Annotated in this window: 23 protein-coding genes and 1 tRNA gene; 17 read left to right on the top strand and 7 right to left on the bottom strand. The window is 34.0% G+C overall.

From position 1 onward, the window contains the following. Nucleotides 1-15 precede the first annotated feature (15 nt). Genes BALOs_RS14795 through BALOs_RS14785 form a run of 3 tightly spaced genes read left to right on the top strand, consistent with a single transcriptional unit; the run spans nt 16 to nt 1,502 of the window. Complete coding sequence (locus BALOs_RS14795; protein ID WP_133296881.1) at nt 16-672, top strand: hypothetical protein; 657 nt, start codon at nt 16-18, stop codon at nt 670-672. 17 nt (nt 673-689) lie between these two features. Further along, entirely contained in the window at nt 690-1,127 is a 438-nt protein-coding gene (locus BALOs_RS14790; protein ID WP_114705940.1) for a hypothetical protein, read from the top strand. A gap of 30 nt (nt 1,128-1,157) precedes the next feature. Then, on the top strand, nt 1,158-1,502 hold the full coding sequence (locus tag BALOs_RS14785) for a hypothetical protein (protein WP_114705939.1): 345 nt from the start codon (nt 1,158-1,160) through the stop codon (nt 1,500-1,502). 17 nt (nt 1,503-1,519) lie between these two features. Here the strand turns inward: BALOs_RS14785 and BALOs_RS14780 are convergent, their stop codons facing one another. Continuing rightward, nucleotides 1,520-2,353: a TIM barrel protein gene (locus BALOs_RS14780; RefSeq protein ID WP_233500245.1), complete on the bottom strand. Its 834-nt coding sequence runs from the start codon at nt 2,351-2,353 to the stop codon at nt 1,520-1,522. A gap of 284 nt (nt 2,354-2,637) precedes the next feature. Between BALOs_RS14780 and BALOs_RS14775 the strand changes: the two genes are divergently transcribed. From BALOs_RS14775 to lspA, 4 genes are read left to right on the top strand one after another with little or no spacing between them, the layout of a single operon-like run. Then, nucleotides 2,638-3,330, top strand: coding sequence for a hypothetical protein (locus BALOs_RS14775; protein ID WP_162929721.1), 693 nt, complete (start codon nt 2,638-2,640; stop codon nt 3,328-3,330). Next, the gene (locus BALOs_RS14770) at nt 3,327-5,204 is read left to right on the top strand and encodes an ATP-binding protein (RefSeq protein WP_120405603.1); all 1,878 of its coding nucleotides are present in this window, start codon (nt 3,327-3,329) and stop codon (nt 5,202-5,204) included. The genes BALOs_RS14775 and BALOs_RS14770 overlap by 4 nt, the downstream gene beginning before the upstream one ends. A gap of 11 nt (nt 5,205-5,215) precedes the next feature. Continuing rightward, nucleotides 5,216-6,721 carry a sigma-54 dependent transcriptional regulator gene (locus BALOs_RS14765; protein WP_114705935.1) on the top strand — a complete coding sequence of 502 codons (1,506 nt, stop codon included), beginning with the start codon at nt 5,216-5,218 and terminating at the stop codon, nt 6,719-6,721. Next, entirely contained in the window at nt 6,718-7,218 is a 501-nt protein-coding gene (gene lspA / locus BALOs_RS14760; protein WP_114705934.1) for a signal peptidase II, read from the top strand. The genes BALOs_RS14765 and lspA overlap by 4 nt, the downstream gene beginning before the upstream one ends. Here the strand turns inward: lspA and BALOs_RS14755 are convergent. Continuing rightward, nucleotides 7,215-7,655 (bottom strand): 4Fe-4S dicluster domain-containing protein, encoded by a 441-nt coding sequence (locus BALOs_RS14755; RefSeq protein WP_114705933.1) that lies wholly within the window; start codon nt 7,653-7,655, stop codon nt 7,215-7,217. The genes lspA and BALOs_RS14755 overlap by 4 nt on opposite strands. A gap of 170 nt (nt 7,656-7,825) precedes the next feature. Between BALOs_RS14755 and icmF the strand changes: the two genes are divergently transcribed. Both icmF and BALOs_RS14745 read left to right on the top strand, forming a co-directional pair. Continuing rightward, nucleotides 7,826-10,975 (top strand): fused isobutyryl-CoA mutase/GTPase IcmF, encoded by a 3,150-nt coding sequence (icmF, locus tag BALOs_RS14750; RefSeq protein ID WP_205570960.1) that lies wholly within the window; start codon nt 7,826-7,828, stop codon nt 10,973-10,975. Then, nucleotides 10,975-11,526, top strand: a complete 552-nt coding sequence (locus BALOs_RS14745) for a cob(I)yrinic acid a,c-diamide adenosyltransferase (protein WP_114705932.1) — start codon at nt 10,975-10,977, stop codon at nt 11,524-11,526. The genes icmF and BALOs_RS14745 overlap by 1 nt, the downstream gene beginning before the upstream one ends. 5 nt (nt 11,527-11,531) lie before the next feature. Here the strand turns inward: BALOs_RS14745 and BALOs_RS14740 are convergent, their stop codons facing one another. Next, a complete protein-coding gene (locus tag BALOs_RS14740; protein ID WP_120405602.1) occupies nt 11,532-12,086 on the bottom strand; it encodes an FHA domain-containing protein in 555 nt (184 codons plus the stop codon). 87 nt (nt 12,087-12,173) lie between these two features. Between BALOs_RS14740 and BALOs_RS14735 the strand changes: the two genes are divergently transcribed. After that, a complete protein-coding gene (locus BALOs_RS14735) occupies nt 12,174-12,509 on the top strand; it encodes an iron-sulfur cluster assembly accessory protein (RefSeq protein ID WP_114705930.1) in 336 nt (111 codons plus the stop codon). Here BALOs_RS14735 and BALOs_RS14730 read toward each other — a convergent pair. After that, the gene (locus BALOs_RS14730; protein ID WP_120405601.1) at nt 12,499-12,924 is read right to left on the bottom strand and encodes an FHA domain-containing protein; all 426 of its coding nucleotides are present in this window, start codon (nt 12,922-12,924) and stop codon (nt 12,499-12,501) included. The two genes, BALOs_RS14735 and BALOs_RS14730, sit on opposite strands and share 11 nt — an antisense overlap. A gap of 152 nt (nt 12,925-13,076) precedes the next feature. Between BALOs_RS14730 and BALOs_RS14725 the strand changes: the two genes are divergently transcribed. The 6 genes from BALOs_RS14725 to BALOs_RS14700 all read left to right on the top strand — a co-directional run bounded on the left by BALOs_RS14725 (nt 13,077) and on the right by BALOs_RS14700 (nt 17,982). Then, nucleotides 13,077-14,609 (top strand): CDC27 family protein, encoded by a 1,533-nt coding sequence (locus BALOs_RS14725; RefSeq protein ID WP_120405600.1) that lies wholly within the window; start codon nt 13,077-13,079, stop codon nt 14,607-14,609. A 407-nt stretch (nt 14,610-15,016) separates the two neighbouring features. Further along, nucleotides 15,017-15,604 (top strand): hypothetical protein, encoded by a 588-nt coding sequence (locus BALOs_RS14720; protein WP_120405599.1) that lies wholly within the window; start codon nt 15,017-15,019, stop codon nt 15,602-15,604. 23 nt (nt 15,605-15,627) lie between these two features. Next, nucleotides 15,628-16,350, top strand: coding sequence for a hypothetical protein (locus BALOs_RS14715; RefSeq protein ID WP_162929720.1), 723 nt, complete (start codon nt 15,628-15,630; stop codon nt 16,348-16,350). A 36-nt stretch (nt 16,351-16,386) separates the two neighbouring features. Further along, nucleotides 16,387-16,608 carry a hypothetical protein gene (locus tag BALOs_RS14710; RefSeq protein ID WP_120405597.1) on the top strand — a complete coding sequence of 74 codons (222 nt, stop codon included), beginning with the start codon at nt 16,387-16,389 and terminating at the stop codon, nt 16,606-16,608. Between the two features lie 329 nt (nt 16,609-16,937). Further along, the gene (locus BALOs_RS14705; RefSeq protein ID WP_162929719.1) at nt 16,938-17,162 is read left to right on the top strand and encodes a hypothetical protein; all 225 of its coding nucleotides are present in this window, start codon (nt 16,938-16,940) and stop codon (nt 17,160-17,162) included. A gap of 16 nt (nt 17,163-17,178) precedes the next feature. Next, nucleotides 17,179-17,982, top strand: a complete 804-nt coding sequence (locus BALOs_RS14700; RefSeq protein ID WP_162929718.1) for a hypothetical protein — start codon at nt 17,179-17,181, stop codon at nt 17,980-17,982. 102 nt (nt 17,983-18,084) lie between these two features. Here BALOs_RS14700 and BALOs_RS14695 read toward each other — a convergent pair whose 3' ends face one another. After that, a complete protein-coding gene (locus BALOs_RS14695; RefSeq protein ID WP_120405594.1) occupies nt 18,085-19,392 on the bottom strand; it encodes an HEXXH motif-containing putative peptide modification protein in 1,308 nt (435 codons plus the stop codon). Nucleotides 19,393-19,411: 19 nt separating this feature from the next. Then, nucleotides 19,412-19,486, bottom strand: a tRNA-Asn gene (locus BALOs_RS14690). Nucleotides 19,487-19,666: 180 nt separating this feature from the next. Between BALOs_RS14690 and BALOs_RS14685 the strand changes: the two genes are divergently transcribed. Next, a complete protein-coding gene (locus tag BALOs_RS14685; protein WP_162929717.1) occupies nt 19,667-20,191 on the top strand; it encodes a hypothetical protein in 525 nt (174 codons plus the stop codon). Here the strand turns inward: BALOs_RS14685 and BALOs_RS14680 are convergent. Next, nucleotides 20,188-21,702, bottom strand: coding sequence for an aldehyde dehydrogenase family protein (locus BALOs_RS14680; RefSeq protein ID WP_114705925.1), 1,515 nt, complete (start codon nt 21,700-21,702; stop codon nt 20,188-20,190). The genes BALOs_RS14685 and BALOs_RS14680 overlap by 4 nt on opposite strands. Nucleotides 21,703-21,708 lie beyond the last annotated feature (6 nt).

Raw genomic sequence — 21,708 nt, 5'->3', positions numbered from 1 at the left:
CTTAATATTTTATTTGTGATATTTTCGCTGTTTTTTCTGCATACATGCTTCTCTTTAGATGCCGATGTCTCTGCATTAAACTTTGAACGCTTTGTCGGGATTCTTGGAAGTTATAAACTTACAACGGCCCTCGCATTATTTTTACTTTTTAAAATTATGTATATGGGAGAACTTACTGTCGTTGTGATGGCCGTTTTCGTATTAAATATATTTTACAAAGTCTTCTCTCTTTTCTTGGTTGAGTATGACAAAATCATCTTACTCTTTTCAGTAGTTTTCTTGTTAGTTGCATATAATATGATCCTCCTTTTAAAAGAGGAGCTAGGCCAGGCTATTTTTAAGCCTAACTTTAATAAAGAGAATTTTAATTTTGATAAATTCTGTATTTTAGAGGGGAGTATCTTCTTATCATCAGGCTCAAAGATACCTGTCAAAGTTTCTAATTGTGATGATAAAGGTATTGTTATTTTTACAGATGAAAAAATATCTAAAGGTGAAAAACTAGACTTTGAATTGGATTATGAAGGCGCAAAATTTAGTGATACATTTAATGTTGAGTTAGTTTATGAAAATGGCTATGGCCTTAAGTTAATAAATTCAAGCTCAAGTGGAAAGTATAATTGGAATACATTATTTAATATTTTAAAGAGAAGAGGAATTGTCTCTTATTAAAATTCAAGGAAGAAGTTATGTTTAAAGTTCTTATTTTTTGCCTATTGCTAATAGGCTGTCAGTCAAATAATAGTCCGGAAGGAGTGTTAAAATCATTTATTGAAAAGCGCTTAAACGATAAGATCAGTGTTGATGACCTTGAAGATTACCTTACTGGTGATTTACTTGAGGAGTACACTCAAGCTCTTGGTGAAGACCCTAATAAATTAAACGAATCAAATGAATTTTCAGATAGCCGCTTTAAAATTGTCTATAAAAACTGTAGTGGTGATGAATGTTCAATAACTTACACTCTCTCATATGAAGCGGATGCAACGGCAGAAGAGTCAAAGAGAGATGTTTCCATTTCTGTCAAAAAGATCGCTTTAATTGTTAAAAGAGATGAAAAGTGGTTCATTTCAAATATTAGTGATGTAAAGTCATTCTACGAGTTTAAAGAAGAAGATATTCGTTAATATAATTTAAAAGTTACCGAATAGTTTAATGTGAAGAATAAGAAAATACTTGAATTTACATTAGAAAGTCTTGTTTATGAAACATTTGATATTTTGGAACCTAATGAGTCTGAGGGGATTAAATTAAAATATATTTCAGACACAAGTTCATATCGAGTTGAATGGGACACTAAGACTCTCGATTTTCCAAAAAGCTTTGCATTAATACAGGATTTAATTAAAGGCTGCTATTTAGATTTAAAATCTTATGATGTTGATCTTGATAGTGCCTTAAAAGAATTCTTCAATACTACTGAAGATATTTATTTCTATGTTTTTGGTGATGATTTATATTTGAGATTTAAGGAATATGCAGACATAAAAAAAGCGGCTTAAAAGCCGCTTTTTTATTTTTATAAAGTCATGTAATAATTTTTTAGCATCAATGCGTCTTCTTCTAAGTTTGGTGAATTACAAATCATATATCCACCACAACCATTCTTTTTAAGAGACTTAAGTAGGGCCTTCCAATTAAAGTCTGATTGCTCAAGGTTTAGATGCTTAAGGTCACCCTTAGAGTTAGTGCTGATACCCGAAATATGAATATGCATATTTTGGATAGCTTCTTCACTTAATTCTTCTTTTAACTTACCAATAACCATGTCGAATTCTTCTTCGCTATTATACTGATTAGTACGTGCGAAAAGGTGTGAGAAATCCATACAAGGACGACATGAATCAACGTTTTTAGTAAGGTTAATAAGCTCTTCAAGAGAACCAAATTGAGATGTTTTACCTGTTAGCTCAGGTCTTAGTTCAATTTCGATATCAAGGCGACTTAGTCTTTCTTCGATTACATTCATACTTTTTTCTACAAGATCGAAAACATCGTATGGTGAATCTTTCATATAGAAAGCAGCGTGGAAAGTCATAGATTCAGCACCACATAGATCTGAGATCTTTGCTGTTTGAATGATTCTTTCAACAGAAGAGTCAATTTTATCTTGTTCTCTTGCGTTTAAGTTGATGTAGTAAGGGCCGTGTGATGTCAAAGGAACACCTAATTCATATGAAACTTTTCTTAGGTTTGATGAAACTTCTTCTTTCATTCTAACACCGTGTGCAAACTCTAGTTGCATACAGTCAAGACCTAGTTCGTGAATTCGTCTTACGCCTTCTACTGGATTGTTCTTTTTAGCTGTTGAATTTGGAACACCTGCTGTACCGAATAGTAGCTTACCTTGCATCAAAAACACCCCTTTAATTCTATAATTTAAACGTTAATGCCTTGTGTATCACAATTACGGATTCGACAATAGGTGCGCTGCGAAATGCTTGCTTGCGCATAGCGCTTACAGTGACTATTATCAATTTGTAATTTAGATGACTTATAGCCGGAATTTGGATTTGGGTCTATAATTAGAGATGATCTTGTAAAAAAAATAGGGACAAAATTTTGTTTAGTGTATTTATTTCATATCTTTTAAGCTTTTTTATTATCTTCATTCAGATATTTTTTATAACTGGGTTCTTGGTTGTATTTGGACCTAATCTACATATACTAAATAATCTTGCTATCGCCGTCTTAATCTATGTGATTTCATTCACTTACATAATTCCTTCAATCGTTATTTCTCGATTTAACTTACAGAAAGTTTCTAGGGAAGAAAGACCTCGATTGTATAGGAAGGTTTCAAGCTTTTTATTTTATAGGAATCGTCCAACTCCACAAATTTATCAGGGTAAGGATGCTCCATTCTTCTTGCAGGGAACACTTCTTGGAAGCCATTTTCTTATATTAAACTCAAGCTTACTCGAGCGTTTAACAGATGTAGAAATGGATCGCTATCTTGAAGCAGAGATGGGATTTGCTGATACATTCAATTCAAAGATTCTGGGGCATTTATTAGCAGTACTATTATTTTGGCGTAATATTTTTAATTGGCTATTTAATCTCTTAAGAGCGGAAGCCGTCTTTCGCTATATTTTTGTCGTACCGAGAAGACTCTTTAACTATATTTCTAATAGCTATAAGAAACATTTTTTTAGCAATAGTGAGAACAGTCAAATCGATATAAGAGGTATTGCACAAAAAGTGATTTATCTTGAGAATTCAAGAATTAACAAAGTACATTTTAATATTTCTTCTACAACAATGTGGTCACTCCATTATCATAAGGAACACGAGATGGACCAAAGGTTCTATCAAAGTGAGCTACTATGAAGAAAGTTTTTAAATTTTTTAAAGAATTGGATTATACAAAGTATTATCCAGCGCTTTTTACGATTGTTTTTCTTTTGGTTCTTTTCCAATACAAATTTCCAACGATTGAAGCAATCTTCTATGACTTACGTCTAAAAACGGACTTTAGTCTAAATAAAGATGACAGAATTGTTCTTATAAAAATTGATGAAGAAAGTGATGAGTTTTTAGGTGAGAGCTATCCCTATACTTATACAACTTACTTAAAATTATTCCGTAAGGTTTTAAAAGATAAGCCTGCTATTATTAATTTCTTTGGAGATCTTTCAGCACCTTTAAATGAGAGAGAAGCAAATTCTTTAGAATTGCTTCACGATGAAATTAAAGCCTACGTCAAACAAGGTGGCCTATATCGTTATGGAACTGAATTAGATGCATGGGGGGAAAGACTGCCTCCTCAACAATTACGAGATCTTGGTTATTCTCCAGCAATTGTTAATATTGATAGTAAGCTATTTGCTAAAGATGATGTTGTAAGAAGAATGGTTCTCAATATATCAGGAGAAGAGACATTAAGCTTTTGGACGGCAAATGAGTGGAGAATTCTTCATGGTAAAGAGCCACTAATTCTTAATAATCTAAAAAGTGCATATTATATGCCCGAAGCTGACGCTAGTTTTAGCTTGTTTCGTTACCCCTTACGCAAACTTAAACATGTCGAAAAACTACCAGTTCATAGGGTTGTTGTTGGGAATATTCCGCCAGGCTATTTTAATGGAAAAATAGTATTAATTGGTCCCGCATATATATCAAATCTTGGTCATTACGCTAAAACTCCATTTGATAAAGATCAGAGGCGATCACCAAAATTAGAAATACATGCCAATATGACTAAGTCACTTATAGAAAATAAGCTAGTCTATGCAATACCGATGTGGGTAACAAAATTAATTTCGATGCTAATTGGTATCATTCTTTCAATTGTTATCTCACGTATCCAGCCAGTAAAAGGACTTGTAACTACAGTTGCTATTATCTTTAGTACGATTCTGATTTCTTATTTGATATTCATTGCTTTTGGACTTTGGCTATATATAACCCACATCTTACTTACTGTGTTTGTTGTTTACTATATTTGGGTTCCCTTTAGGGCCATTGGTGAATATCAACGTCGTTATAAAATTCAGGAAGAGACTAAATTATTAAAAAGAGTTGAAGATTTGAAACAAAACTTTATCTCATTAATGTCACACGATTTAAAAACCCCTGTGGCCAAGATTGCAGGTGTTGCAGACAATATGTTGCAGAAAAATCGTGGTGGTGAAACGTATGTTCATGAAGGGTTAAAAACAATAATTGATTCAACTAAAGAATTAAATAATTTTATAACTTCAATCTTAGATTTAACTAAAGTTGAATCACGAAATATTTACCTTAATCTACAAAGTAAGGATGTTAATAAAGTAATTGATGATTGTGTAAATAGCTTAAGTTATTTAGCACGATCAAAAGAGATGAAAATCAATACTGAATTAGGCCCATTATTTCCTATCGAAATTGACACGAGCTTAGTTAATAGAATTATTTCAAATATTGTTGAAAACTCAATTAAATATGCCGGTATAGGCAAAGTCATTGATATTAAAACTTGGGATGATGATACTTGGGTTTATATTGAAATATCGGATAATGGCGTTGGTATGGGACAAAATGACGTCGATAATATATTTGAGAAGTTTTATCGGGTTAAAAACGATGCTTCTCATACGATTAAGGGAAGCGGTCTAGGTCTTTATCTGGTAAAATATTTTGTAGAACTTCATGGTGGAGAGATATCTGTAACCTCTCAAATTGGTGAAGGAACAAGCTTTTTAATTAAATTTTTAAATAAATAATTGGAGTGCGTATGCATAAGGTTTTAGTCGTTGATGATGATAAGGTTTTACAGAGTTCTGTAAGGGAAGCTCTTGAATTTCATCACTTCGCTGTCGATGTTGCAGACAATGGAAAAGAAGCACTAAGTGCAGTTTATAAAACGAAATATGACCTGGTTGTTATGGATGTTAACATGCCAGAGATGGATGGGATTGAAGCCTTAACTGAAATCAAAAAACATGACCCATCTGTTATTGTTATTATTTTAACGGCATATTCGAATGTTACTGATGCTGTAAAGGTCGTTAAAGAAGGTGCTTATAATTACTTAGAGAAGCCAATTAGCTCTGAGAATTTAGTTTCTTTAATTAAGCGAGCATTAAAAGCACGCTCACTAGTTGAGACAGTTGGATTCTCTGCTCCAGTTTTATCTCTTGGGGATACTAAGAATAAATTTGTTGGTGAATCAGATGTTATGCAAAAGGTTTTCAACGTAATTGGAAAACTTGCACAGGTCAATACACCGGTTCTTATTCGAGGTGAGTCAGGTACTGGTAAGGAGCTTGTTGCTCGTGCCATTCACTATAATGGGCCAAGAAAAGATGAGAAGTTTGTAACGATTAATCTTGCCGCGATACCAGAGAACTTAATTGAGTCTGAATTATTTGGGCACGAGAAAGGTGCATTTACTGGTGCCAATGAAAGAAAGATTGGTAAATTTCAATTTGCTGACGGTGGAACACTTTTTTTAGATGAGATTGGTGATGTTTCACCTACAATGCAAGTCAAGCTACTTCGTGTTCTTCAAGAAGGCTCGTTCACTCCTGTTGGTTCAAACAGAGAAATTAAATGTGACGTAAGAATCATTGCTGCTTCACATAAGCCTTTTGAGAAAATGATTGAAGACGGAACTTTTAGAGAAGATTTATTTTATCGTTTAAATGTTCTTCCAGTTTATCTACCTCCATTAAGAGAAAGAAATTCAGATATTCCACACCTTGTGGATTACTACGTTAAATATTTTAACAATGTTCACCATCTCAGTATTTCGGGACTGGATGATGATGCGATGGCCATTATGAAGAGTCATGATTGGCCAGGAAATATTCGAGAACTAAGAAACGTTATTGAGCATGCTTTTATTATTGAAAGCGGAGACATAATCAAATCTTCTTCACTACCAGATAAGATTCGTAAATCAGCAACTGTTGAATCATCTAATGATGCTGATGAACAAACAATTATCGATTATGAAGAGATTAAAGACTCTGTTCTTACAGACGCAGGTCAAGATGAGAAGCTAATTGCAAGTGCGCAAGGCTATCAATTTGTTTTTGCGACGACAGAAGAAGATGGTGAGTTAAGGCTTAATTTTTCACAGGCAAAAGATATCTTTGAGAAAGAGTTTATTGTTCAGGCCTTAAAGATCAATAAGGGTAAGATTAATCAAACTGCTCTAAAAGCGAATATTCCAAAGAAGACGTTACTTCGTAAAATTGAGAAATACGAAATTAATCCTAAGGAATATTACGAATGAATCGAATATGGCAAATGACCTTACTTATTGTAGGGATTTTATTTTTAGATCAATTTTCAAAAGGCGCAATACAATCAAGTTTTAAACTAGGTGAAACTCTTGAGGTAATTCCAGGCTTTTTTAATTTAACATATGTTAGAAATCCAGGGGTTGCATTCGGAATGGGAGGAAGCTTCCCGGACGTTGTTAGAATGGTTCTCTTTAAGATTCTTCCAGTTATTGCTTGCTTTTGGTTTGTCTATCTTATTTGGGATGCACGTAAGAAGAGCTATCTTCTATGTCTTGCCTATTCAATGATCTTTGCAGGGGCCGTGGGAAATCTAATTGATCGTATATCACTAGATTACGTTGTTGATATGTTTGATTTCTATTATGGTGGCTGGCATTTTGCAGCTTTCAATGTTGCAGACGCATCCATTTCTGTGGCAGCAGGTATCTATATAATTGATTATTTCTTAACAGAGTATAAAGGAAAGAAGAAGAGTGCTAATACTTAAGCACTCTCTTCTTCATTATTTGATTCTTCACTTGGTAAATCTTTTTTAATCCCGTATTCATTATGAAGCTGATCTAAGCTTTCTTCTGAGATATAAAGTTCTGACTTTAGAGTCTCTTTTCCCCAGATAGCAAATGCATCATTATGTTCATACATTGTAATCGTTTCCCAAGGGCAATCTTGAGAACAGTTTTGACAACCGATACAACGTGCTAGATCGATTTCAACTGTTTGATTAAATTGTGGGTTATTTGGATTTGGCCCAGGAACTAGTTCAATTGAATCTACTGGACATCCTTGAATACAGATTTCACAACCTGTACAACCTGATTGGTGTACAACAGCAAGTAGTTTTGGACCTTTTTTACCTTTTCTCGCAGGTTTAAAACGTGCTGAGTGGTAAGGGTTCTCAACTAAAAATTTAACATCTTCGCTCATTAGCAATTCCTAATACTTTAATACAGACAGTATTTTAACGTATATCAACGCATCATTAAAGGGATTTTTGCCTGATTAAAATACATTAGGTATAGTCCTTTAGCAATATTGGAACGTAAAAAGATTAAGTAAATAATAATTTTTACTTTACATAATTTCAGGGGTTTACCGTGAGAAAACTAAGATTTGTCACAGCGGCCAGCTTATTTGATGGTCACGATGTATCAATAAATATTATGAGAAGATTACTTCAGTCAAAAGGCGTTGAGGTAATTCATTTAGGCCATAACCGCTCGGCGCAAGAAGTTGTGGATGCTGTATTACATGAAGATGCTCATGCAGTTGCACTGAGTTCTTACCAGGGTGGGCATAATGAGTACTTTGCCTACGTTAGAGAGCTCTTAGATGAAGCTGGTGCCTCAAATGTACGTATTTTTGGCGGAGGCGGTGGAGTTATCACACCAAAAGAGATTAAGGCCCTGCATGAAAAGGGAATTACAAGAATCTATTCTCCAGAAGATGGTATGAAGCTTGGTCTTGAGGGCATCATTGATGACATGATTGAGCGAGCAACTCATTCGACACTGGAAGGTTTTGACTTAAATGCTAAGCAAAAAGAGTTGCCAAAGACAAGTCTTGCAAAGGTTATTACTGCAATTGAGGATGGGACAGAAATTGAGATTCCATCTTCAGAAAAGAATATTCCAGTTCTAGGTATTACGGGAACAGGTGGAGCCGGTAAGTCATCATTAATTGATGAAACTCTTTTAAGATTTCACCGCTTCTATCCAGAGAAGAAAGTCGCTCTTATTTCAGTTGATCCAACAAAGAAAAAGACACAGGGGGCACTACTTGGAGATCGTATTAGATTAGGATCTGCAAACTTTGAAAACTTTTATATTAGATCTCTTGCAACTCGTGACTCAGGAACAGAACTTTCGCCACAAATCAAAAAGACTGTTAATTTTTTAAAGGAACAAGACTTTGATTTAATTATTGTTGAAACTTCAGGTATTGGTCAGGCTTCTGATGAGATCACAAAGATTTCTGATAAGTGTATGTATGTAATGACACCTGAGTACGGTGCCGCAACTCAGTTAGAAAAAATCGAAATGCTTGAACAAGCTGACTTTGTTGTTTTAAATAAATTTGAAAAACCTCGCTCAGAAGATTCAATGAGAGATATTAGAAAACAATATCGTCGCAATCATAATCTCTTTGCTGGACATCCAGGTTCTCCAACTGATGAAGAGTTGCCAATCTTTGGAACGATGGCATCTAAGTTTAATGACGTTGGGGTAAATGCATTATTTCAAGCAATTGCACAGACTTTTGATTTCGATCAAGCGCCTCTGGAAGGAATTGAGGCCAATCGTGCACGTACTGATAAGACAAGAATTATTCCACCAGAGCGAGCTCTTTATTTAAGAGAAATTGCAAAAACAAGTCGTGACTATAACTCAGAAACTTTTGAGAGAATGGAAAAGCTACGTGATGTTGAGGCCCTTGAGATCACTAGTAAAATTGTTCCAAGCAAAGAGATCGATGAAAAGCTTACTCAGTTAAAAGAAGAACTTGGTGAAGAAGTTGAAAAAGAATTAGAACAATTTCAATCCGTTCTTAAGCAATATGAAAGTGGAACATTTACTTACAAGGTTCGTGATCGTGAGTTCAACGTAGCGACTAAGTATCAATCCCTTTCAGGTGTTGATATCCAAAAAGTTGGAACACCAAATTTCACCTCAATTGTAGATCAGTATAAGTTCATTAGAAATGTAAACCTTCCAGGGTTCTTCCCATACGGTGCTGGGATTTTCCCATTTAAGCGTACAGATGAAGATCCAAAGAGAATGTTTGCAGGTGAAGGTGGACCAGCAAGAACTAATAAACGTTTTCACTATCTTTCAAAAGATGACAAGGCAAAGCGTCTTTCAACAGCTTTTGATTCTGTAACTCTTTACGGAGAGGACCCTGATTTACGTCCAGATATTTTTGGTAAAATTGGCGAAGCAGGTGTTTCAATTGCAACAGTTGAGGATATGGAATTATTATTTGATGGTTTTGATCTTTCAGATCCATACACTTCAGTTTCAATGACAATCAATGGACCGGCACCAATTATGCTGGCATTCTATCTTAATACGGCCCTAAGACAAAAACTTAAGGGCGATGATTATTATGATAAAGATAAGCGTTTGGCGATCCTTCAACAAATTCGTGGAACAGTTCAAGCAGATATTTTAAAAGAAGATCAGGCCCAAAATACTTGTATCTTCTCTCTAGAATTTGCATTAAAAATGATGGGGGATGTTCAAGAATACTTCTGTCAGCAAAAAATTAGAAATTATTATACTGTTTCAATTTCTGGTTATCATATTGCAGAAGCTGGTGCGAATCCAATTACACAAGTTGCTTTCACACTGGCAAACGGATTCACATTTGTTGAGTACTACTTAGCTCGTGGATTAAATATAGATGAGTTCTCTCAAAACTTATCTTTCTTCTTCTCTAATGGATTAGATCCTGAATATTCAGTAATCGGTCGAGTTGCTAGAAAGATTTGGGCGATTACAATGCGTAATAAGTATGGAGCAAATGATAAGGCTCAGAAGTTTAAGTATCATATTCAAACATCTGGTCGTTCACTTCATGCTCAAGAGATTGATTTCAACGATATTAGAACAACTCTACAAGCTTATCTTGCACTTTCAGATAATTGTAACTCTCTTCATACAAATGCATATGATGAAGCGATTACGACTCCAACTGAAGAGTCTGTTCGTCGTGCAATGGCAATTCAAATGATTATCAACCGTGAATTCGGTCTTAATAAGTCTGATAATCCAATGCAAGGAGCTTACGTAATTGAAGAGTTAGCTGGTCTTGTTGAAGAAGCTATTCTTTCTGAATTTGAGAGAATCTCAGACAAAGGTGGTGTTCTTGGTGCAATGGAAAGTATGTATCAGAGATCTAAGATTCAAGAAGAGTCACTTCATTATGAAACTCTTAAAGACTCAGGTGAGCTACCAATTATTGGTGTGAATACTTACATCGCCGATAATATTGACGAGCAACTAAATCAAGAAATTGAATTATCTCGCTGTAGTGATGAAGAAAAGAAAGGACAAATTGCTAGACTCAATGACTTCAAAGAAAGAAATAAAAATAAATCAGAAGACGCGCTTAATCGCCTAAGAGAAGTTGCACTTTCTGGAGGAAATATTTTCGAAGAATTAATCGAGACGGTAAATTATTGTTCATTAGGTGAAATCACAAATCTTCTATATGAGATTGGTGGGAAATATAGAAGGAATATGTAATGAAGAAATCTAAGCTATATACTCGAACAGGTGATAAGGGTGAGACTAGTCTAGTTGGTGGACAACGTGTTTCTAAAGCAAGTGCTAGAATAAACCTTTATGGAAACTTGGATGAGCTAAATAGCTATATCGGTTTATCTCTTTGTTATATTCAAGAAGTACGATTAAAAAATACATTTAAAAGGATCCAGGACAATATCTTTGTCCTTGGGTCCAACTTTGCGAGTCTAAAAGAGGACCGTGAAAATTACAATTTACCTAAGCTAAAAGAAGATGAGTTAATCCACTTAGAAGAAGAAATCGATTACTTCGATACTATCGTTGATCCATTGAAGTACTTTATTCTACCTGGGGGAGGAGTTGCCGCTTCTCATATTCATATCTGTCGTACTAAAACTCGTGAAGTAGAAAGACAGGCCGTGGACTTAGGTGATGTTGAAAGAATCGATTTAGAATATCTAAATCGCTTATCTGACTATTTCTTTATTGTAGCAAGATTTCTAAATAAGATTGAAAATATTAAGGATGTTGCTTGGGTACCAAATAAGTAAGAGTCTTATTTGAAAAACTTCATGATTTTAGTCATGACAGTTTTATCCTCTTCAGGCTCTTTTGGTTTCTTTTTCTTAGCTGGCTTTTTAGTTTGTGCTTTCTTTTTAATATCTCCGCGAAGCTTCGGGCTTTGCAGGCTTAATTTATTATTTATGGCCAAAAAGCTTGTTTGATCGGCAAGATTCGTATTGGTCTGTGTCACTTCACCATTTTCGAAATGCTCTTCGATCGGTCGGGTGAGAGATTTAAGTTCGAGCTCAGTTAAGTCATCAAGACATATTGTAATATAGCAATTTCCTATTCTTACAGTTTCATAGACATAGAGCCTATGGGGCCCTTCAATTTTCTTATTATTGATGAAGGTACCATTTGTAGAGTTAAGGTCCTTAACTATTATCTCACTTTTTTTTTCGTGTGTAATTTCAAGGTGTTTTGATGATATTTTCTTATCATCTACTGATATATCTACTGCCGACTTTGATCGCCCGAAAGTGATTTTTGGTTTGATCAAAAATTTGGCCGTATTTTCACCACATTTAATAACTAATGAGATAGACATTGCTTGATACTCCTATATAAAGTATATCACCAATATGATATAATACAGGTATTGGATATAATTACCTACGTAATTTCAGAGGTTTATATGAGTGAGCTATTAAATGTAACATCAAAGGCCCTTGGCCAAATAAAAAACATTTTCGAAAGTGAAAATCGTTCTAAGACTGACTTCGGTCTTCGTCTAGGTGTTATCGGAGGCGGATGCTCTGGACTATCTTATAATATCGACTTTGATGCCCCTAAGGACAGTGACAATATTATTGAAATGGATGGCGTAAAGATTCTTATCGATCCTAAGTCTTCAATATACCTAAGTGGAATAACTTTAGATTTCAAAGACGGCCTAAACGGAAAGGGCTTTGTATTTGAAAATCCAAATGCAAAGAATACTTGTGGATGTGGTGAAAGCTTTAGCGTTTAATCTTAATAGGTTTTTTAATATCTTTTAAGACGAATTTGCTGGTTTTTAGAATATTCGTAATATTCTCACCCCAATAATTTGGATCTGTTTTTCTATAGAGTCTTTCAAATTCAGAACTTGTAAGTGATTTAGCATCAATAGATATACTAATGCTGCCAGCTTTTAGAATATCATAGACATATAAAGGCTCTTCATTTTCGATTCTTTTCTGATTGATAAATGTTCCATTTTTGGAAGACAGGTCACGGACAAGAATTGAGCTTTTGTCATAGATAATTTCAAAGTGTTTTGAAGAGACTTTAGGGTCATCTAGAACAATATCGACAACTTCTTTGTTTCGGCCAAAAGTTATTTTATTTTTTATAAGAATTTTCTTTGTGTTTTTCTTGTCATCGATAATGAGGCGAATAGACATTACGATTTCCTTTTTTCAGTGCATCACTAAATTACGTTAAATAGTCTTAAGACAATTTCTATTATATATTTAGTTTTATATAGTTAAAGGTACAATAAAAAATGCCTAGTACAGTTTAATTAATATTGTAATTAGTAAAGTAGGTTAACGATATGGAAAACAATCAAGAGATTATTAAAGATGTAATGTTTGAATTCTTCTTTAACGATAACCAATTTACGTTAAATAATTATGTTGTTTACAAGTTTAAAGGTGAGGAAACTCGAGAGTATCTACAAAGGCAAATTACTGCTGATATAAGTGGCCTTGATAATGCTGCGACAATCGCATGTCGCCTTGATCGTACAGGACGTGTGTTTTCTTTTTTCTATTTAATTCATAATAATGATGGTTTTTATCTTGCTGTCGATGAGAAAATTTCTGAAGAAACAATTGAAGAGTTAGAGAAGTTTATCATCATGGAAGATATAACGATTGAGAAAACTCAAAAGCTTCCATGCCTTTCAACGAGGAAGGGAAATGACTTCGTTACAATGGATTTATTTGATGGTGTAGGCTATATCGGTCTAGTTGATGAAAAATTAGACAAGAAAGATTATGTGAACTTCTTAGAAGTCTTAACAGCATGGCCTATATTAGATAAAACAATTGATCGCACTAAATTAATTAATGAAACGCGCTTAAATGAATTTGCAATTAGTTATAATAAAGGGTGTTTTCTTGGACAAGAAACCGCATCAAAAATTGAAAGTCGAAGAGGTGCCGCTCGTTATCCTGTGTTATTAACTTCAAATAAAGAACTAGCTGATGAGGTTAGTCTAAATGATAAAAAGGTAGAGATACTTAATCGTTGTAAGATTGGTGAAACTCACTTTTCTGTAGTAAAAGCGCCAAGGGAGCTATTAATTAATAATCTTGAGGTTTCATACCAAGATGATTTAATCAAAATTAATACATACCCTGTGCTTGCTAAAGAAAATATCAAAGAAGAGATTAGTGAATACTATTATAATAAGGCCGTTCATCTCTTTCATAAAAATAAGATTACTGAATCTTTAAGCTTGTTAGATCAAGTTATTAGTTTCAATCCTTTATACGCAGATGCATATGAGTCTAAAGGAGTTATTCTTGGAAATAGCGGAGAACACCAGAAGGCCATTGATGTTATGGATGAGTTATTAGCGGTTGATGAAAGCTCTGTTATGGCACATACCAATAAGTCCTTATATTTAATGAAGCTTGGAAAAATAGAAGAGGCCGAAGAAGAAAAGGCCCTTGCAACAGTTGCTTCTTTCAAGCGTTTCGGTGATGAAGCTAAAGCGAAGAAAGCGAAAGAAGAACAAGAAAGAGCGGAAAAGGAAGAACGTGCCCGTCGTTTTGAAATGTTTAATAAGGTTTTGGCCATTGATGAAAATGATGTTGTTGCAAACTTTGGATTAGCTGATATTCATTTTAATAATGAAAAATTTGAAAAGGCACTAAAGCATTTAGAAGTAGTATTAAATGAAAATCCTAAATATTCTGTAGCCTACTTACTAAAGTCAAAAATACTCTTTAGTGAAGAGAAATATGAGCAATGCTTAGAAGTAATTGAAAAGGGAATACCGATTGCAACTTCTCAAGGAGAGCTTATGCCTGCAAATGAGATGCAAACAATTAAGGCAAAAGTCTTGAGAAAAAAGTAGTTCATTAGTATTCAGCTATAACTACAATTATATTTATAGATCATCGTCAGCCTTTTAAAAAAAGTTCACTTTTACTGAACTATTATACTATTAGTGTCTAGCTGATAATTCAGAATCTCCGTTAGTTAATAAAATCATAATTAGGTTAGATATAGAAAACAACTCTTCAGTTGCGCGGTGCGAACTTTTGTTGCTATGTCTTTTTACGTATTTGATACGGGTTATTGCTGATACATACTTGTGAGCGGGTTCTTAGGGTGCGATTTGGCCCGGGTTTTCGCGACCATTTGTCGTTCCGGTATGGCCAAGTATGGGCCCGTCATGTTTCTGGTATGTGTTGTTGACAGACCCATGTAATATGTATTTCAATAGTATTAACCTATTAATTATGAAAAGAAGGAATAAAGATGAATGAGAATAGTATTTTAGAATCAAGCAACTCCCAAATTACAAGTCCTTTGCAGGAGATTGAAGCAATGACAAATATTGCAAAGTCGTTAGAGGGGTTTGGCGATGATTCAGTAAGGCGAATCGTAAGCTGGATAATTGATGCATACAAAATAAAAGCACCTGCGTTTAAGGCTTCTGCTGCTAGCAATACTGACACAAGTTCAAAAGTCTTTGATAAGGTAACGAGCGTGAGCGATAAAGAAGAGGATGAGAGTGAAAATAATGATATAGCAATATTTTACTCTAAGATAAGTCCTTCAACTGATAGCGAAAAAGCTTTAACCGTTGGGTTTTGGCTTCAGAATTATGAAGGCACTGATACCTTTGACTCTCAAAGAATAAATAAAGAGCTTAAGCATCTTGGCCACGGGGTGTCAAATATAACGAGAGCGTTTAATAATTTGATAAGTTCTAAGCCGCAACTTGTTGTTCAAACAAGAAAGTCAGGTACTTCAAAACAGGCGAGAAAAACTTATAAAGTTACAAACGAAGGTAAGAATTTCATTTTGAGAAAGCTTAATAATTCAAATATGGATTTACATTGATATACAAAGAAATTACGAGTCTATTGGCAAAGGTTGTTCCAGTAAATTTGGCTAAGGACTTAATAGATAACTTTTATTCTATCAGCTTAGATTATTCGACGGCTAGTTTTTCCAATAAGATATCGGCTGGTAAGTTTGTTGAGACCTCGGTTCAGGTTCTACAGTTTTTAGAGACTGGTGAGTATAGTCATAATCCTAAAGTTGATTCGTATTTAAGGTCAATTGAAAGCAGGTCTTCAACACTTGATGACAACTTGAAGCTTTGTATTCCTAGAGTTTTGAGGTCTATGTATACAATGAGAAATAAAAGAAGTATTGCACATAAAAATGACTTTGATCCTAGTTTGTATGATTTGAAGTTTCTTTATTATTCAGCACAGTGGGTGCTTACTGATGTTTTGAGACATGTCTCTTCGGTCAAAATGTGTGATGCCGGAGATTTGGTACTTAAAATTCAGGCACCAGTTAATACAATTGTTGAGAAAATTGAAAATAAGAATATTGTACATGCTAAAGTCAGTACAAGGGAGGAAATATGCTTGATACTAAAAAGTATTTATCCTCAGAAAAGAAGTGTTAGTGAATTATGTTCAGATCTAGATAGAAAAAATCAAAAGACAGTAAAGAATAATTTGAATATTTTATGGAATGATAAAATAATTGAGGGATGCAGAGAAAGTGGTTATATGCTAACTGTTTCGGGCTTGAGGTATTCTGATCAAATTTCAAAGAAAATTAATTTTTAATAATATAATTGAATATTAAGCAGAGAGACAAAGCAGATGAAGATTAAGGTAAGATCAAGAATTCGTGGTTCATTTGAAGGTTGGGATGGGGATTCTCTATTTCAGTTCGAAAATGGACAGGTTTGGAAGCAGGCTAAGTATCAATATAAATATGTATATAAATATAGGCCGCGAGTTGAAATTCTTCAAGATGGTTCTAGGTATTTTCTTAAGGTAGAATCAGTAAATGAATTGATTCAAGTGATCAGGATTCATTAAGCGCTTGTAAAGAATTGTAACAGCTAATGAACTTCATCTAGAAAATATAAAAATAATGTTATTAAAATGAATTTAGTTAAATATAGAGCTATACAAGAGCTTATTTAATGAATCACAATACTTAGCAGGTTTAAAAAAATCTGATAAGTATATTAAATATCTTTATATTCGAAAACAATATCAAGATTTCAGGTAGTTAGCTCAAGCCTGCCAAATAAAAGACTCAAATGTTGAATTTAAATACCGATATAGTGCTTGAGATAATAGTATTCTATAATGATTATAGACAGTTATAAAGATTCTTTTAGCGAAGTATAATGGATGGTATTATGAAGAAGATGAGTACAGAATCAACAGAAATTAAACATTCAAGAAACTCAGCTCGTGTTTGGGTTGATGATAAGTCTGAAGCTATCGACTCTGCATTAAGGGAGCTGGAGTTCTCGATCAAAGACATAGAGGAAAAAGATTTAAAAAGGCTTACGAAGCTCTTAAGTAAAATCTCTGAGTCGAGTGAAACTGTTGAAGATTCTCTTTCGCAATCAACGCCATAATTAGTCATTAGCTATAGTGTTAGATCTGATTTTATTTTTATTACCTGGTTTTTGCTCAATAGTTTTATATGTCGCTTCTGAGGCAGAGATCAAACAAGTTACGACAGACTATTGGATATTTCTTTGCTTGTCTGCGTTAATATCAGGAGTTTCTTTATATATTTCAGATTTAACATTGGATTTACTTCGATTTTTATATGTAGAGATCTGTTCCTATCATCCCGTTTTAAAAATTGATGGAATCGTAAAACTGATAAAGTTAAATCATAAAATGTTTGCAGGTCGGTTTTCGTCTGGTGATTATATTTTTTCATTTCTTATTTCTAGACTACTTATTGAAGCATTCACAAAATTTATTTCTTTTGTCGACGGAACAGAAGACTTTGATGTGTTTATTGAAAAGCTAATTGTGGCAGAAAATAAAAACTTAGCTATGATTACGCTAAAGTCGAATAAGGTCTACGTTGGTCCAATTGTAAGTGGAGATGTGCATAAAAAAGGAGATAATAAGTCTATAACAATAATTCCCTTTTTTAGTGGTCATAAGTCAAATGGTAAACTCCATATAACAACTGAAAATATAAAAATAAGATTGAAGCAACAATCAAAGAATACACAGAGAGATATAAACATTGACTACGAAGCAAAGAATAAGGAAATGGAAACAAATATAATGATTGATAATATAGACTACATAAGCAAGTTTATATTTAATGAGTTTCTCGGATATGTCGCCAATAAGAAAATTGTCTTTTCTAATGAGAATTTAGACGAATTTCTTTCTGTTATATATGAGTTAAAAAAAAAGGAACAAAAATAAGGTAAGAAGATGTTGAATTAGCCAGGCTTTATTAACAAAAAAATGATTCACAAGTGTTATTCAATTTGGGTGCCGTTGACGACTTCATATTCATATTAAGTACTAGTAGTATCTATTTCTTGCTGAGAACAGATCATTTTTTATATCCTCGACAATCTTTGAAGAAAGACTTTTTTCTAGATTCAAAATATGATTTCGGTGTGAGGCAACCATTTCTTTAAAAACAAGATAGATTTCATGGCCTTCAGTTGAAATAATTTCTTCTTTATAAGCCTTCTCTAAATCAAGTTCACAAAATACGAGCATATAATATTCTTCAATTGCTCTCTCTTGTATTTTTTTAAATTCATTCTCTGTGAAGTCGTGTTCTGTTTGTTTTGAAAGCGATGAGAATAGTTCAAGGGCCCAATAAAAGGTCATATAAGCGTGGTATATACCTCTAATTGGCCTTAAGGCCCTACGCCAAGGGCTATAATAGATTTTTTCTTCAAGCTCCTCTAAGAGCTCATTCTGATTTAAATAGCTATTTAGAACATGGTGTCCATTTTCATGAAGAAGGTCATCCATTAGATCTATATCATCACGGTCAAATGTATTGATTGATGAGTATCCTGGAAGTGTTTGCATTGAGTAGCTGACAATTCCCTTTTCTTTAATCGGTATAATATTATTCGTAAAAGTTTTAAATACCTCAAATAAATCAGGAGTATACTTTCTTAATCTTTCGTAGGCTTTTGCTATTTTCTCTGTCATGAAAGAAGATGAATCTTCAAGGTCGGAGTAGAAGATTATAGTTAAGTCATCGATCTTCGTACTTAGAGCGTGCTTGTTTATAGAATTTTCATTGATATGAGCAAGGACTTTATCTTCTAGCTTATCAAATAGTATACGGTTACCGTTTTGATATACTGATACGTTGTCATCACCAAGCTCAGGTACATTCAAATAGCGCAGCTCTTGGTCGACTTCTTCTAGGATATGTATTTTGAAAAATGAAATAATATTATCTTCTAAAATATGAACAAGTTTTTTTGATTCAGCTAAGAGGTCTTTTGTCTCACTAAGTGAATTTAAAAAAGACTTTGCAAGATTGCTATCGTGCCAGAAATTAAATATCGCATCTTCTGATTCGCTCATTTCGTAGTCTTGGCCTACTTCAAATTCTGAATGATAAGAAATGATCTCAATTAATGCTTCTATCAGATTAAACCAGTAAAAATTTAAGTTTGAATATGAGTCGAGTTTAGTTGAAAAGATGGCCTCTTTATAGAAGTCTTGAAATCTTTGAGACAAATACTCATTGCTCTCTTCTACATCACTAGATGCATCTTCACGATAAAGTGCAAGTGTTTCTAAATAAGACTCTTTGAAAGAGTTATTATTTTGAATGAATTGATTGAATTGTTTCATGGAGTTTCGGTATGAAAAATGGCTGGGATGGCGAGATTCGAACTCGCGACCAATAGATTAACAGTCTACTGCGCTACCGCTGCGCCACATCCCAGCAATCTTAAGTAGTTAATTTTATAATCCTATTTTTTTAAATTGTAAATATTTTCTTTTATGGGAAAATTATTTATCAACGAGTTAAGTGTTTGAAATTATTGTATCTCAATTAAATTTGCTAATTTTTTTTTTTGAAAAGCCGATAAGTTGAGTCAGACTTTGGTGTAAAATATAGGAAATGATGGAACAATCAAACCTTATTAGACATTTACTACGTATCATAACTCCAGAAGAAGTTACTGATTTAACAACCTTCGGTGATATGGATGCTAAGGATACGTTAACTAATCTCTTAATTAGTCATAATCAAGGGCAGGAAATTACTTATACGCCTTCTGGAATGGCCAAGATTATTCCTTTCCCGGGACAAGAGGAAGCTGTTGCAGATCTAACTATTGATGGCCTTGATCAAGGTGAGATCTTCACTGGACATAGAGTTCATCAATTCATTAATAACTTTATAACTAAGGTAAAATTCGAATCACATAAAGTTCACCCAGGTGCCAAGCCTGTTGAGACTACAACTTTTATCATTAATGAAAAAGAGCGCTTTAAGAATGTTTATACAAAAATAAAAGGGAAGGAAGTTCTCGATTTATATGCAAAAAACTCTGTTGTTGATTTAGAACAAGAACGCAAAAATCGAAGAGACCTTTCACAGAACTCTTCGACCGGCGTTCTTGTAAATAAGAAACATTATTAATCTTCTTTTAATCCTTTAATATTTCCTTTTGCACTAGTTTCTTCAATTTCTAATGTTGCTAGTTGATAAACACAATGATCAACTGTCGAAACAGCGGCAGGTCGATAATTACCAGAGTTTTTAACGCCACCAAAAGGAAGCTTTGAATTTGCTCCAACAGTTGCGCGGTTTAGGTTAACAAGTCCCGCATCAATATTATTAACTGCATGTTGAAATTTTGCAGCATCTTTAGTGAAGACTGAAGCTGCTAGTCCATACTCTGTAGAGTTGGCAATATTGATGGCCTCATCAAAATCGTCATAACTTACAAAGGTACAGTTTGGACCAAAAATTTCATTTGCAAGGAAATGGCTATTTGGAATTAGCTTATCTGCGTAATGAATTGAAGGTGAGACATAGTAACCATTTGTCGCACGCTCTAATTGCTTCCCACGCATAACTTCTTCAAGTCCTTCTCTTTTTGCCATTCCCATAAAGAGTAGGTATTGATCAAGAGAGGCTTGATCGATTAAAGGGCCCATGAAAGGTTCAACTTCATGTTCTGTTGCATGATCAACAATAATCTTCTTTGCCATATCATGAAAGCGACTAATGAATTCATCTTTAATTGAACTATGAATTGCAACGAGACCAGTTGAGGTACAACGTTGACCAGTCGTTAAATACGAGCCTGTTAGAATTTCTTCTAGCGTATAATCAATATCTGCACTTTCTGTGATGATTGAAGTATTTTTTCCACCAAGTTCAAGTGAGACAAGTTTTGATAAGTCTGTGTGAGTTGACTCTAGAATTTTTTGACCAACTTCTTTTGAACCAGTAAAGAAGATACCCTTAACTCTTTTATCTTTGATGATTCTTCTGGCGACTTCACCATCACCTTGAATAAGGTTAACAACACCCATTGGAAACTTTGCTTCTGCAAGACATTCAAACATTAGCTGTGCTGAATAACATGTCTTCTCACTAGGCTTGAAAATAATTGAGTTCCCAGAGATAAGATTCGCTGTGATTTGTCCGTTTGCAAGGTGGCATGGGAAATTGAATGGGCCAATAATAAAGCTTGGGCCAACTGGCTTATAGTAAATATGCGCGTTTGTATTTGGCGCAATGTTTTGCATATCTTTTGTCTGAATACGAGGCAGGGAAGATTCAATCGTTACATTAACTTTTGCAATAAGAGCAGCTGCTTCTGTACGGGCCTCCCATAGAGGCTTTCCTACTTCAAGGGCGATGGCAGTAGCAATTTGTTCTTGCTTACCTTTAAGTGCTTCTTGGTACCTTTTTAATGCTTCAATTCTTTCTTCAATGGAAGTATTGCGCCAAGTTTGAAATCCTTTGTGAGCAGAATCAATTAACTCATCGATATGAGAATAATTTACTTGTAGGTTCCAAAGGATCTTAGAAGTATCACTTGGACACTCTCTTGAAATTGTACGATCTGTTCGCTTATCTACAGTATTATCAAATTGCACAAAGTTATTATTAAAAAATGAGCCTTTTAGTTGATACATAAATAT

The sequence above is a fragment of the Halobacteriovorax sp. BALOs_7 genome (genome assembly GCF_003612895.1).
Classification (GTDB): Bacteria; Bdellovibrionota; Bacteriovoracia; order Bacteriovoracales; family Bacteriovoracaceae; genus Halobacteriovorax_A; species Halobacteriovorax_A vibrionivorans.
This window is presented reverse-complemented; position numbering and strand designations above follow the sequence as displayed.